The following is a 13601-nucleotide window of genomic DNA, read 5'->3' on the forward strand; positions in this document are numbered from 1 at the left end:
CTCGCTGTAGAGGCGCTCCGGCGCACTCTGATCATCCGCAGGTTTCGCGCCCCCGTTTGGTCTCGAACAGCGTGCCGGCGTGCTCCAAGATCTCCTTCTTCCATTGCCCAACTTGAACCGGGTGCACACCGTGCTCCTGGCCAATCTCGTTGACGGTTTTCACCCCACGGATGGCCTCCAAGGCCACTTTGGCTTTGAACGCGGCGGCGTAGGTTTTGCGCTTTGCTTCACCCATTGTGATCAACCCTTTCGTGCCGGCCTGACAACTTAAATGACTGTCCGATTTTTAGGGTCCACTTTACGCAACCTGCAAGCCATGGAGGCCAGGTAAAGCGATCCAACCCATTGCTTGGGGCACCGCGAACAGCAGCACCTCGAGAAACGGTAGCAGTAAGAAGCGGGCCGGATGCGCTGTTGCCCAATTCAAAGCGACTGTGAAGAGGGGATAAGCCCTGCTAGCGCGGGCCGGATTGGTGCGATTCCAATCGTGGATCCAGTGATCCGCACGAACGGAGAGTCGATCAAAGGGATAGGTCCGGAATCTTTCCCAAGCCTTGCGCAGCCAAGATTTTCTATAGGAGACTTCTATCGTCATCGCTAGCTTTCAGTCAGAACCCGGTTGAACCGCAAGTCCGAGCGGTGGTTTACGGACCGATTGGTGCGAAAAACGGGGTGACTAAGGTCAACCCGGGGCCGACGAGCTGCCCGTGCGGCAAGTCCCAGGGCGATCGCTCTGGGATGTTTGCCTCTCACTGAATGCCAAAATGATCGCAATAGGCGTCCAGGTAACACCTGATGGCCTCGAATGTCGACACCGCACTCGCCGCAGCAACCTCCTGCTCATCGCCCGAACACTGCGCGTCGGCAAACTCCAGGAACTCGTCCCAGCGCTGGCGCGACAGCGGTCCGTAGCCCCTGAAAAATGCGGTCGGCACATTTGCTAGCGGGCCTTCCCGGAGGACGCGTGCGATGACTTGACCACCCTGCGACGCACCTTCGATGGTATAGAGTATCCCCACGAGTTCGGCCACGGATTGCGGCACGGGGACATGCGCGGCGAGCAGCACGGGCGTACGCCCGAGCACCGCCAAGTCCGCTTCCAGCGCCGGCAATTTGCGCCGTGCGCGGTAGTCGAACAGCCCTGGATGTTGGTCGAGAAACGTCAGAATGGCGGCTTCGGTATCGGTATGGATACCATGCAGTGCGTCGAGGGCGTTGGAATACTGATCCACCGACAGGTCCGGTCTGACCAGAGGAGCAAGCACCGGATGGTGATCGAGGACATGGTGGGACGATTTCGTTGCCTGTCGTAAACGGCGATGCAATGCAGAAGGTGGTGCTTCGTTCTTCATCGGCAACCCGTTATTGTGGTGACCGGCAGCGGCGCCGCTCCCGGTCATCGTTCGCGCGAACCATCGCCAGACAGCGATGAATCCACACATCAGGCTAACGCCAGGCGCGGGTCCCAGCAAGGGGCTGAAGTCATGAGTCGGCTGACCGCCGCCAGCCTCCTCGCCGTTCGCTGGCGAGCCTCTTTACAAGCCATTGAAGGTGTGCGCTATGGATCCCGAACCGGTAACGCCCCTTGACCTGTTAAGCTGTGAAAATGAGCCGATCCGCTTTACCGGTGCCGTGCAGCCGCACGGTGCGCTCCTGGTGCTCCAGCGCGAATGCGGACGCATCGAGGCCGCCAGTCAATCGTGCGAGGAACTGCTCGGGCTGTCGGCCGAGCGCCTGCTTGGGCGCCCGATCGGCCAGGTGTTCGGCGCAGAGGCTGAAACAGCCCTACTGGCTGAGCCCGTCGATGACTCGCCCCCGCTCCTGACCCTATCGCTGAACGGCCAGTCGTTCGCCGCCCGCGCCTGGCTCAATCAGGATGGGCAGGTGCTGGTCGACATCGAGCCCTGCGGACCGAAACCATCGGTCTTTCAGGGGTTGATCGAGCGCTATCGACGCGGGATCGATGGCTTGCGCCGGCTCGACGGCGTACCAGAGATCACGCAAGCCGCATCAGAGTTGGTGCGTACCCTCACCGGGCTCGATCAGGTGATGATCTATCGCTTCGACCCCGCCTGGAACGGCGAGGTGATCGCCGAAGCGCGGGCGCCCTGGGTCGAGTCCTATCTGGGGCTCAATTTCCCCGCTAGCGACATTCCCAAGCAGGCGCGAGAGTTGTTCCAACTCTGCAAGGTGCGCCAGATTCCCGATGCACTCTATACCCCGTCGGCGCTTCTGACGAACATGGATGCGCAAGGCATCGATCTGGGTCGTTCGACCCTGCGCAGCGTTTCGCCGATCCATCTCGAATACTTGAAAAACATGGGCGCGCGCGCCACGCTGGTGGGCGCACTGGTCGTCGAGGACCGCCTGTGGGGTCTGCTGTCCTGCCACCAAAAACACGAACCCAAGTGTTTCGCTCCAGCCGAGCGCGACCTCCTCGGCTGGCTCTGCGACGACCTCTCAGCGTTGATCGAGGCGCGACTGATCCGCGAGCGCCGCGCACATGAGCGCGATCTCGCCGCCCGCCGCCAGACGCTGATCGCGTCGATCCGCACGCTCGGTTTCAAAGCACTCATGCATACGGAGCACAATCCCGCTCTGCTCGGTGTCGTCAGCGCCGATGGCTTTGCTCTGATGGTCGAAGAGGCGATTCAGACCTGCGGCCATACCCCCAGTATCGACCGTATCCGTGAACTCTATCGACGTCGTCTCGCGCGTGAGCCTGACTCCACACTGTTTGCCACCAGCGCCCTGAACCACGATCTTGGTCTAGAGGCGGTTGACGACGGTGTCGCCGGGGCCTTGTTCATGTCTGTGTTGCGCAAACCACGGGTCACGATGATCTGGTTTCGCCGCGAGCGACACTGCTCAGTGAGCTGGGGTGGCAACCCGGATCGTCCACATCTCACCGACGATGCTGGACGCATCTCCCCGCGCCAGTCATTCGAGCGCTTTCTGCAAGAGATCCGTGGCCAGTCGCTACCCTGGTCGGCGGAGGAGTTGGAGTCGGCCGTCGAACTGCCCTCCTTGGTCGAGATCGAGGCGTTGCGCGAACGCGAAGCCTTCTCGCAGACCATTCTCGACTCGATGTCCGAGCACATCTCCGTGCTCGACGCGCACGGTGTCATCGTCACGGTCAACAGCTCCTGGAAACACGTTACCGAAGCCAACGCGACGTCAAACGTGGCCGAGACCCCGGTTGGAGTCCGCTACCGGGACGCCTGCTCGGCAGCAGGATTGCCCAGCGGAGACGAAGCCATCACGGCTTGGGCGGGAATCGAAGCGGTCCTGAAGGGTCAGCGCGACACCTTCACGCTCGACTACCGTTGTGACTCATCGAGCGAGCGACGATGGTTTCGGATGCACGTCTATCCGATGCTGCCACCAAGCGAAGGGGTGGTGGTGGTCCACGAAAATGTCACGCCACGCAAACTTGCCGAACAGGCACTGATCGCCAGCGAGGAACGCTATCGCGCCTTGCTCGAAGACCAGACCGAGCTGATCTACCGGTTCAAGACGGACGGCACCATCCTTTACGTCAACGACGCCTTTTGCCGGTTCTTTGGCAAACCGGCCGACACCCTGATCGGAAACCATTGGCAACCCACCGTCTGGGCCGAGGATCTGCCACTGATCAACGAGAAGCTGAAAACCCTATCGCCAACGAACCCCCTGGTCACGATCGAAAACCGTGTCCTCGACGCCAGCGGTGCAGTGCGTTGGGGACAGTTCGTCAATCGAGCCTTCTTCGATGACCAAGGCAACCTGACCGAAACTCAGGTCGTCGCGCGCGACATCACCGAGCGCAAGCAGGCCGAAAACAGACTCGCCAAGGTCTTGGAGGAACAACGTTCCATTTTGCAAAGTGAAGTGGTCGGCTTTGCCATGATTGCGAACCGCACGATCATCTGGGCGAACCGCGCCATAGCCAAGATGTTCGGATACAGCGAAGACGAACTCGTCAACCGCCCCACGCGCTGCTTCTATCAAGACGATGAATCCTACGAGGAGCTGGGCCGTCAGGGCTATGCGATCGTCACGGCCGGGCACGTCTTTCGCAGCCAGGTTCGCTGGCGGCGTAAAGATGGCTCTCTCGGTTGGTTCAACCTATCGGCCGCTCAATTGCGAGCCAATGACGAGACGTCGATCTGGGCCCTCGTTGATATATCGACGCAGAAACAAGCAGAATCGGAGCTGATTGAAGCAAAGCTCGCCGCCGAAGCGGCCAACATCGCCAAGAGCCGCTTCCTGGCCACCATGAGCCACGAGATCCGCACCCCCATGAACGGTATCCTCGGCATGGCGCAGTTGCTGATGATTCCTGCGTTGACCGAAACCAAGCGACAGGAGTACGCGCGCACCGTCCTCCAATCCGGACAAACGCTGCTGGCCCTACTCAACGACATACTGGACCTATCCAAGATCGAGGCCGGCCGCGTCGAGTTGGAATCTCTGGCCATGGACCCCGCTCAGATCCTGGACGAAACGCAGACGCTGTTTGCAGAACCGGCGCGCTGCAAAGGCTTACGCCTGACGTCAACGTGGCGAGGTCGCGTCGGACAACACTATCTGAGCGACCCCTATCGGTTGCGCCAGATGCTGTCGAATCTCGTGGGCAACGCCATCAAGTTCACCCATCAGGGCGAGATCCAGATCAGCGCGCACGAAGTCGAGCGCGCCGACGACTCGGCCGTGATCGAATTCAGCGTCTCAGACACGGGGATCGGCATTGCCGACGATCACCGTTCATCGCTGTTTCAGCCGTTCTCGCAAGTCGACAGCTCGACGACCCGCCACTATGGGGGAACGGGGCTCGGACTTTCGATCGTGCGCAGACTGGCCACCTTGATGGGCGGCGAGGTCGGCGTCGAAAGCGAGGTCGACTGCGGTTCGCGATTCTGGTTCCGTATTCGAGCCGGTCTGCTGGCATCCGGCATGGAGCGTCGAGCTGTGGAACCCCTCAAGGTCGACGATCGGCCCACCACGAGGCTGCCGCAATTGACGGGGCGGATCCTGGTGATCGAAGACACACCGATCAGCCGCCAGGTCTTAGAGGACATCTTGAACCGACTCGGTTTGACCGTGGTGTCAGTCGAGGATGGGCAACAGGGTGTCAAGGCGATCATGGACGGCGATACGGCCGATCTGGTGCTGATGGACCTGCGCACACCGGTCATGAACGGGTATGAGGCGACCAAGCGCATCCGCCAGTGGGAGGCTCATGAGCGCCGGGCACGCCGTCCGATCATTGCCTTGACCGCAGATGCAGGCGAGGACAGTCGTCAGCATTGCCTTGCCGCCGGTATGGATGGGTTTCTGACGAAACCCATCAGCATCAAGACGCTCGCGGCGACGCTGAGCCAGTATTTTCGCCCTGCCGCAGAGGATCATCCAGTGACTGCGGCAAATGCAGAAAGACCCTGATTACATCGGACCATCCTCTTGATTTCGTGATCGGCTCGAGGCGGAATTCGCCGTCGAGCAGATGCAAAATCCCGCTGTGCCGGGATGATGAACAGACGTTCCATGATCAACTCCACCGGGACCTTGGTGGAGCGGGAAGGATCTCGTGGAGGTGGGTCGCAACGGCTCGCAGGTGATTCAGGATTTCGCGATGAGCCTTGCGCGATCATCCCCCACGACACGCGCGCCACGGAGCGCATTCACGAGCACCGCCAGTGTCGTACCGTTGTGCAGAAGCGCGCTGGCGGCGGGTGAGAGCCGCCCCATCAAGGCGCCAGCCATTATGGCGGTATTGATACCGACGGTGGCGTTGAAGTTGGTACGGATGACGCTCAGGGTTCCTAGGGCGATTTCGCGGGCATCGGCAAGCGCGAGCAATCGGTCGTCGGTCAGCACGATATCGGCGCTGGCACGGGCGAGGTCCGCACCGCCCGACATGGCAATGCCAATGTCTGCCGCAACGAGCGCGGGGCCGTCGTTGATGCCATCGCCAACGAAGCCGACCCGCCGGCCGTCACGCTGCAGCGCCTTGATGAGTTCGGCCTTTTCCTCGGGCCGAACCTCGGCGTGGATGTCATCGAGCCGAAGCTCTCGCCCGAGGGAGTCCGCCTTCTCGCGGCGATCGCCGGAGATCATGACCAGCCGGTCAATGCCAAGCGTGCGCAGCTTGGAGAGGGCCGCCGCCGCATCGGTGCGCAGGGTGTCGCGCAGGGCGATCAGCCCTATGGGGCCACGCTCGTTCGCGATATAGAGCAAGATTTTGCCGTCGTTGATGAGCGAGGCAAGACGCGACTCATAGGCGTTGAAGTGAATACCCTCGTGCTCTTCGATGTAGTGCCGACTGCCGACGATGATCCGCCCGCCTTGGATCTCGGCCGAGAGGCCGTGCGCGACCAGATAGTCGACCTCGCCATGGGAGATATGCTGCAAGTCGCGCTCGCGCGCGGCCTCAACCACGGCCTGAGACAGCGGGTGACTGGCATGCTCCTCGACCGAGGCGACGAGCGCGAGCAGGGCCTCCTCGGAGTAGTCGCAACTGCGGTTCAGGACCACCACGTCGGTGACCTCAAGCGCGCTATAGGTCAGGGTTCCCGTCTTGTCGAAGACCAGGGTATCGATCTCGGCCAGACGCTCCATCGCCTCACCGCCCTTGATGAGGATGCCGCGTCTAGCCGCCTCGTAGAGACCAGACTTGAACGCCACTGGCGTGCCGAGCTTGAGCGCGCAGGAATAATCGACCAAGAACACCGACTGAACGCGCGTCAGATCGCGCGTCACCGCGTAGACCGCGCCAGCGGCCCCAAGCGTGAGATAGACGCGATTGTCCGCCAGGACATCCGCGAGGCGCTGCGTCTCCGAAGCTTGGTCGAGCGAGCTGCGGATGAAGCGCGAAATACGTGCGGCGGTGGTGTCCTCCCCCACTCGGATGGCTTTGATGCGCAGACGCCCCTCGACCAGCACCGAGCCGGCAACGACACGTTTGGGCGCCTCGCACGCAACGGGCACGTCCTCGCCGGTCACGGCGGCCTGATTGACCAGGGCGACCCCAGCGACGACCTGGCCGTCGACCGAGATGGTTTCACCGACACCAACGACGATGATCTCGCCCGTTCGGACCTGATCGCTGGCGACCTGGATGAGTTCACCGCCGCGCTCGACCCAGGCGGCCGTAGGCTGGGGACGCAGTAAGCGCCGGAGCATGCGATCGGACTGCTGTTGGGTACGAACTTCAAAATACTCGCCGAGCGTGAGCAGGAAATCCGTAACGTTCGCCGTATAAAGCTTACCCCGGCCCGCCGAGAGGCCGACGGCCAAGGCATCCAGGACCTCGACTTTGACCCCTTGATTGATGAGGGTATCGGCCCCCTTGAGAAGCTTGGTACCAATGTTCAAGAAGGTGGCGACCCGCTGAGCCGAGCTCGGCAGCAGAGGCAACAGCAGCAGGGTCAGCACGCTCCTCACAAGCGGTGTAATAGATGGATCATCCGACTCGGGGTGGAGATTTTGTTCCGTTGCGCTCTGAGGGCGGAAGGCGACCAGCCGATCCAGGATCCGCTCGCGCGGAACCTGCTGCGGATCGAACTGAATCACGAGGGTGCACGCACGCACATTGATACGAGCCTCCTCCACGCCGTCCAACATCTCCAGCCAGGAACGCAGGGTCTCGGTTAGACCGCCGCAAACGGTCGGCTGCACACGCACCCGCATCCGCCCGGGCAACTCGTGGAGGATACGATAGGGCATTGACGACATACTCGATTCCACGGTCAGCGGCCAAGGCTGCCGAATCAAAGGCTGCGAAAAGATGGTTCAACGCACACGACGTGGCAGCGCCACGTCGAAGTCCGCAGAACCATCAACTCAAACTGGAAATGGGGTGCTGGTCGCTCGCGGCTCAGCCGCCTTTTTTCTCGCTCGCGTGATGCAGCTCGGCGGCCGCGTCACCGAACTTTTCCTTCACTTCCTCGACCCCGCCCTGCAAAAGCGACCACACCTTGACGGCCCCCTTGATAGCCGTGCGCTGCACCTGCTCGTTGGTCAACAGATAGGTCGCTGCGGCACCAATCAGCATTCCTTTCAGGAACCGATCGTTGGGCAGACCGAGCGCGGAGCGGTTGGGCTGCTGATTGAACTGCTGACTGAACTGCTGGTTGGACGGATAGGCGGTGTGGTAGGGCATTCCGGGCTGAGCCTGACCGGAATAACCGCCGCCGACCGAACCACCGGGATATTGGCTTGCCCTTTGGCCCTGCTGATAATCGTTCTGGCTCATGCTGAGTCTCTCGTCGTTGCTTGAGTTGAGGGTTTGGTTTGAGGGGTCGTCGAAGCGCGTCGACCGAAAAGCCCGCGTAGAAAGAGTACCAGTGCGGCTCCAGCCAGGAAGCCACCAGCACCCTCGACCAGGTTCTTCGTCACACCGTGGCGGTGAGCCTGCCCCTGTGCAGTGTTACTCATAATCCACCTCGCCGCCGCCAAATCGGTCCTGGATGCCATAAACCACGACCGAGCCAATCAGGAACATGAGCCCTAGCCGCATCGCACCCTGCTCGGCCACACTGGAGGCAATGGCCCCAGCCGCTAAGGTCGCCAACCCAGCCGTAACGGCCGCCTTCCCGGTCTCCGCCAGCGCGGCATTCGGCATCTGTTCGCCCGCTCGAAATCGGCGGAACTGCTGCGCAGCAGCCGCACTGCCACCCACGACGGCGCCCATGGTCGCTAGGCGCATCATCGCCGAACAATCCGGTCCGGCGACCTGTTGCGGTTGAGCCGGATAGCTGGGATGGTATGGAATCAATTGGCTTTGCGCTTCATAGGCACCGCTCATTTCTCGGACTCCGCATCACCTGCCCCCTTTCCCGTCGACGCACCCGCTCGCCCGAACAGGCCCTGAAGCGAACCGCTGCTCAACACCAGCACGGCCGCCGCACCGACCAAAGCACCCTTCCAAAAATCCGGATCTTCGAAATTCAGCATCTTGGAGATCGTGGATAGACCGTTGCCGCCGTTCGCAACCTCGTTCATGAGGTCGCTCATAACCGGTCCACGGCCTGCTTCGGCCCCTGCACCAGGTCCATAACCCGGCGGATAGGAGGGAGGCTGTGCCCAATAAGGCACCTGCCCCGGAGGCATGCCAGGCACAAAGTGCGGCGGATAGGCGTGTTGGGCATAGGAGGGACCAGCCCAAGGTCCAAACTCTGGAGGCATGGGGGGCGTGTATCCATAACCGTAAGCAGCCCCCCCTTGAGCGAAAGACGGATGGGGCGATTGGTACCCGTTGACTCCGCCAGGTTGACCACTCCAAGCGCCATCATGACCCTGAGCAGCGGACGGGCCATGCCCCATACCTTCAGCTGAGGCAGAGACGCTCTCGCCATAACCGCTAGCATCACCCTGTTGTCCTGGTGCCGCGCCCCTGGCATCACGCGAATCGCCCGGTCCCTGAGAGGTAGGCCCGAGACCTGTATCTGGGGCGCTTCCTGGATGCTCACTCATTCGAAAATATCTCCAATACAGTTCAAATTGCTGGGATGGTTTTGCACGCAGAGGACTTCCAGGAAGCCCTCTTGCGGGTGCAACTGAAATGCTCCTCCTGGGCGACAAGCCTTGCTGGCTTGGCCATTTCAGTTGTCTGACGATTTAATGTCAAACCTGGGGTATGACCTCCATCAAGCGGCGATCCGATCCGATCTGACTGATCGTTCACTTGCGCTCCATCGCGGAACGGAACCTTGTTGACGACCAGTTCCAGTTTTCCAAATCCCTTGATGCGTCTCCAGTTCTCCTGCGCCGACTGGAGCAGCTTGAAAACCATCGCCAGCGTGGTCTCGCGCGCCCCGCAATTGCGGGTGCGGTTGGTGCGCAGGCGCACGGTGGTGTTGGCCGACCGCCCATCGGCCCGATCGCCGAGCTGCGTACCACCGCTCGGCGCCCATCCTCAAGACGCTGATCGGCATACCCAGCCAGAAAGCTCAGGCCAACTCTGCCTCGACGGCCTGAGCGATGAGTTCGCGCACCCAATTCCTGAGCGACGCATGCAGCGGGTTGTGCTCCTCGGTCATGGCGTATCCACCTCTGTCGTCTGTGATCTTGGTCGTGACCAGTCGACAGGATACGCCATCCCTCCTCGGGCGCCTGTACACCAGAAATCACAAGAATTCTTGACTGGCCGGTATCGCTTCGCAGGCACGGCTATTAGGCCGCAAGACCTTAAACTGCGACTGCGGGCGCGACACGGATCGGGATGATTGGCAACCATGCGGACGGTCCAAAGGGCGAACCCTTCGGTCATTGCAAGTGCTTGCCGCCACGACGCTCCGGCTTCGGCTTCTGTTGCGAGACCGAGCGACGATGGGATGTCGGAATCCAGACTCCGAGCGCACCCAAACGTCTAGCGCGGGTCCGGCGGCTCGTCGCTACAGGAAGGCGCCGACCAGTTTGAACGCCGAGCGCTCGACGGCTTTATTGATGACGGCCCCAACGAGCGCTTTCCCAAACATGGCGCCGGCCTTGCCCGCAACCGCCGACCGATTTGTCACATCGCGCTCCAGATCTGGAGTAGGACAGCCGAGCCCCTTCATCGCAGCCAGCAACTCCAGATGCGTGAGCTGCTCCGGGCTGTAGTGGACTGTAATGCTGCCGGCATGGGTGTTCAGCCGAACCTGGCGAACGCCTTCAAGACCAAGCAAAAACATCTGCGCTGCGCGCGCCTCCGCAGGTTGACAGCGAAAAGCAGCGGAGCGAACACGCAAACGTCCCGGAACGTGATGAATCGAGTGGCTCATGGCATTTTCTCGTGGTCGTGAAGCGAAAAATAATGCAACTGTTTCTCATTATATTTTTCGCCGAACGATAAATGCAACCAATTCTTATTACTTTGTCGAGACGGGAGATAAGCGAGAGCTTTTAGAGAACGATTAGCATTAGCAACAAAACCGAAAGTCACGTATCTTTACACCTCCAGGTACACCCTAACGAGTTGATTGAAGAGGCGAGGCGATGCTGTACTTACTAGGACAGTCCAGAGATACGCACTTGTTTACTGTCTGTCACCAGGTTTCCGGAAGAACCCGTCTGCGCGTGCCTGCCGTGATGCAGGATCCCAGTCTGGCGGCGCGGGCCGCCGCAGCTCTGCGTGAGTTGGAGGGGGTCTGTGAAGTGCGCGCTAACGCCGCCTGCGCGAGCCTCGTCTTGCGGCATCACCACGCATTTGCACCCTCGGCCACACGACTCGCACAAGCATTGCGGCCGGTACTCAACCAGTCGCTGCCTGAGGTCTGGAGCGACTCGGAACGATCAAAGCAACCGCCACCCATGAAGTCTGTGCAGCGCTCGAAGCAACCGCCACCCGTGAAGTCTGTGCAACGCTCGAAGCAACTGCTACCCGTGAAGTCTGTGCAGCGCTCGACCAGTGCCAGCTCGCAGCGCAAGACGCCGCCCTGTGCAATTTGCCAGCTGAAGCTTAAGGCCGTGCGCTGGCTCTTGGCAGATGTTTGGCAGTGCTGGCGCAAGTCTTGGACGCAACGCCTGCGCGAACGGACGGCCATGATCGTCGCAATGCGTAGCTCTTGAGTTCGAGTCCTGCCCGGCCCCCTGCCCGGCCCGATCGAACTGCTGGTCTATATCCGCCGCCAGAACCGGATGGCCTTGCCCGCCTTTTCCACAGAACGGCGGAACGGCCGAAACACCTGGCTCAGCGCTGACGAGACGCACGGACTCGGGCTGCGCACGATCCTCGCCCCCCTATCGGTAGCCTGATTCAACGACACCCTTCGGTGCTCGATTGACCTCGCAAGTATTACGGATTAACTTTACGTGTGATGTGGTCATTGCGAGACACTCGTGGCTTTACAGCCAAGATGCTTTTCGGTATAAATAACAACAATTATCGTTAACATCCACAGCGAGACTTGATACTTGGTTTCGAGACATCACTCGATCATGTCGGCCCTATCCCACATCCATAGGCTGACAAGTCGAGTCTCGACTGCAGGCATAAGACCCATCGCCAGTTATAACCGCTAGGCACCCGTCGCGGACGGCTGTTGCCCGATCTATTCGCGTCTTTTATACAACAAGATCCCAAACCCATCTCGTGGCAGCACCAAGCATCACGAGACCACCTGACACCAATCCTACGCATGCAGGAGTACGAAACCATGAGAATGCTGATGCTGCCAACGGCCATCGCGCTCGCGCTCGCCACCCAAAGCCCGGCTCATGCCGAAAGCGTCGAAACCCGGCTGGAACGGCTGGAGACCCAAAACAGCGCCTTGGAGGCACAGCTCAAGCGTCAGGAGGCACGGATCGCCGAACAGCAAGCCCAGTTGCAGGGCGCCCCTGGACGCGTAAAGGCGATCGAGGAGGACATGGAAGACAAGCGTCTCGCAGCCGCTCAGAGCGGCGCAAGCGCCTGGTTCCGTAACATCGAGATCGCAGGTCTGATCGAGGTCGAAGGCGCCTATATGTCGCCCTACGAGGGCGACAACGAGAGCGATTTCACCCTCGCGACCGTCGAGCTCGGCATCAGCTCCCAGGTCAACGACTGGGTCGAGGCGGGCATCTCCTTTCTCTACGAAGAGGACGACACCGACCTTGAGGTCGACACCGGCTACATCACCATCGCCAATGCCGACGTAACGCCCCTCTTCCTGACCGCCGGTCAGATCTACGTCCCCTTTGGCGCCTACGAGACCAACCTGGTTTCGGATCCGCTCACGCTGGAGATCGGCGAAACGCGCGAGAGCGCACTCCAGATCGGCTTCGCCCACGGCGATTTCTCGGGAAGTGCCTATGCCTTCAACGGCGACAACAAGGTCAAGGGCAAGAACCAGATCGACAGCTGGGGCGCAAACCTCGCCTACGCACATGAGGAGGCGGATCGAGCCTGGGCATTCGGCGTCGGCTACATCAACGATCTGGGCGATTCGGACACACTGCAGGACAGCATCAACGACAACCGCGTCGCAGCACTGGATGAAGCCATCGGGACCGGCATCGATACCAGCCACTACAGCGTCGATCCGACCGAGCGCACCGGCGGCTGGACCATCAATGCCGGGGCGAATTTCGGCCCCTTCAACCTCATCGGCGAATACCTCTCCGCTACCGAGGAGTACGACCCCATCAGTCTGAGCTTCAAGGACGGGGGCGCCAAACCCTCGGCCTGGAATGTTGAGGCCGGTTACAGCTTCTCGATCATGGGCCGCGAATCGACCGCTGCCATCGCCTATCAGGGCACGGACGAGGCCCTAGCGCTCGAACTGCCCAAGGAACGCTGGCTGATCGGCTGGTCGGTCGAGGTCTTCGACAACACCGCACTCTCACTCGAATGGGCGCATGACAAGGATTACTCCGGCAAGGACGGTGGAACTGGCGAGTCCGCCAACAGCGTCGTCGCACAGCTCGCAGTCGAATTCTGATGCCTGCCGCTGGGCGCCACCCAGGCGCCCAGCTCCCAGCTCCCAGCTCCCAGCTCCCAGCTCCCAGCTCCCAGCTCCCAGCTCCCAGCTCCCAGCTCCCAGCTCCCAGCTCCCAGCTCCCAGCTCCCAGCTCCCAGCTCCCAGCTCCCAGCTCCCAGCTGATTGTGATCGAGAATGTTATGTCATAACATTTGCCACGTTCAGAGAGCTCAAATCATC

General features: G+C 60.9%; 8 protein-coding genes and 2 pseudogenes. 2 read left to right on the forward strand and 8 right to left on the reverse strand.

What is annotated here, in order from left to right:
* Positions 1-235: pseudogene (locus tag THIDRDRAFT_RS14160) on the reverse strand (transposase); the annotation flags it as partial.
* 514 nt (positions 236-749) lie between these two features.
* Positions 750-1352: a biliverdin-producing heme oxygenase gene (locus THIDRDRAFT_RS14165; protein ID WP_139058744.1), complete on the reverse strand. Its 603-nt coding sequence runs from the start codon at positions 1350-1352 to the stop codon at positions 750-752.
* Positions 1353-1560: 208 nt separating this feature from the next.
* Here THIDRDRAFT_RS14165 and THIDRDRAFT_RS14170 point away from each other — a divergent pair, with 208 nt between their 5' ends.
* Positions 1561-5424: a PAS domain S-box protein gene (locus tag THIDRDRAFT_RS14170; RefSeq protein WP_007041550.1), complete on the forward strand. Its 3864-nt coding sequence runs from the start codon at positions 1561-1563 to the stop codon at positions 5422-5424.
* 177 nt (positions 5425-5601) lie between these two features.
* On the opposite strand, the gene THIDRDRAFT_RS14175 is transcribed toward THIDRDRAFT_RS14170, so the two are convergent.
* The 6 genes and pseudogenes from THIDRDRAFT_RS14175 to THIDRDRAFT_RS14205 all read right to left on the reverse strand — a co-directional run bounded on the left by THIDRDRAFT_RS14175 (position 5602) and on the right by THIDRDRAFT_RS14205 (position 10745).
* Positions 5602-7707, reverse strand: coding sequence for a heavy metal translocating P-type ATPase (locus THIDRDRAFT_RS14175; protein WP_007041551.1), 2106 nt, complete (start codon positions 7705-7707; stop codon positions 5602-5604).
* 151 nt (positions 7708-7858) lie between these two features.
* Positions 7859-8236, reverse strand: a complete 378-nt coding sequence (locus THIDRDRAFT_RS14180) for a hypothetical protein (protein WP_007041552.1) — start codon at positions 8234-8236, stop codon at positions 7859-7861.
* A 174-nt stretch (positions 8237-8410) separates the two neighbouring features.
* The gene (locus tag THIDRDRAFT_RS14185) at positions 8411-8788 is read right to left on the reverse strand and encodes a magnetosome protein MamC family protein (RefSeq protein ID WP_007041553.1); all 378 of its coding nucleotides are present in this window, start codon (positions 8786-8788) and stop codon (positions 8411-8413) included.
* On the reverse strand, positions 8785-8985 hold the full coding sequence (locus THIDRDRAFT_RS14190) for a hypothetical protein (protein ID WP_159105416.1): 201 nt from the start codon (positions 8983-8985) through the stop codon (positions 8785-8787). The genes THIDRDRAFT_RS14185 and THIDRDRAFT_RS14190 overlap by 4 nt, the downstream gene beginning before the upstream one ends.
* Positions 8986-9637: 652 nt before the next feature.
* Positions 9638-9847, reverse strand: a pseudogene (locus THIDRDRAFT_RS24675) (IS256 family transposase); the annotation flags it as partial.
* A 529-nt stretch (positions 9848-10376) separates the two neighbouring features.
* A complete protein-coding gene (locus THIDRDRAFT_RS14205) occupies positions 10377-10745 on the reverse strand; it encodes an HMA2 domain-containing protein (protein WP_007041556.1) in 369 nt (122 codons plus the stop codon).
* 1374 nt (positions 10746-12119) lie between these two features.
* Here THIDRDRAFT_RS14205 and THIDRDRAFT_RS14210 point away from each other — a divergent pair.
* Positions 12120-13382, forward strand: coding sequence for an LbtU family siderophore porin (locus THIDRDRAFT_RS14210; protein ID WP_007041558.1), 1263 nt, complete (start codon positions 12120-12122; stop codon positions 13380-13382).
* Positions 13383-13601: the final 219 nt, after the last annotated feature.

It is taken from the genome of Thiorhodococcus drewsii AZ1, from assembly GCF_000224065.1.
Lineage (GTDB): Bacteria > Pseudomonadota > Gammaproteobacteria > Chromatiales > Chromatiaceae > Imhoffiella > Imhoffiella drewsii.

What these genes read in the sequence shown, in the direction of transcription:
- THIDRDRAFT_RS14165 (WP_139058744.1), bottom strand. Translation starts at nt 1,352, where the DNA reads ATGAAGAACGAAGCACCACCTTCTGCATTGCATCGCCGTTTACGACAG.
- THIDRDRAFT_RS14170 (WP_007041550.1), top strand. Translation starts at nt 1,561, where the DNA reads ATGGATCCCGAACCGGTAACGCCCCTTGACCTGTTAAGCTGTGAAAAT.
- THIDRDRAFT_RS14175 (WP_007041551.1), bottom strand. Translation starts at nt 7,707, where the DNA reads ATGCCCTATCGTATCCTCCACGAGTTGCCCGGGCGGATGCGGGTGCGT.
- THIDRDRAFT_RS14180 (WP_007041552.1), bottom strand. Translation starts at nt 8,236, where the DNA reads ATGAGCCAGAACGATTATCAGCAGGGCCAAAGGGCAAGCCAATATCCC.
- THIDRDRAFT_RS14185 (WP_007041553.1), bottom strand. Translation starts at nt 8,788, where the DNA reads ATGAGCGGTGCCTATGAAGCGCAAAGCCAATTGATTCCATACCATCCC.
- THIDRDRAFT_RS14190 (WP_159105416.1), bottom strand. Translation starts at nt 8,985, where the DNA reads ATGAACGAGGTTGCGAACGGCGGCAACGGTCTATCCACGATCTCCAAG.
- THIDRDRAFT_RS14205 (WP_007041556.1), bottom strand. Translation starts at nt 10,745, where the DNA reads ATGAGCCACTCGATTCATCACGTTCCGGGACGTTTGCGTGTTCGCTCC.
- THIDRDRAFT_RS14210 (WP_007041558.1), top strand. Translation starts at nt 12,120, where the DNA reads ATGAGAATGCTGATGCTGCCAACGGCCATCGCGCTCGCGCTCGCCACC.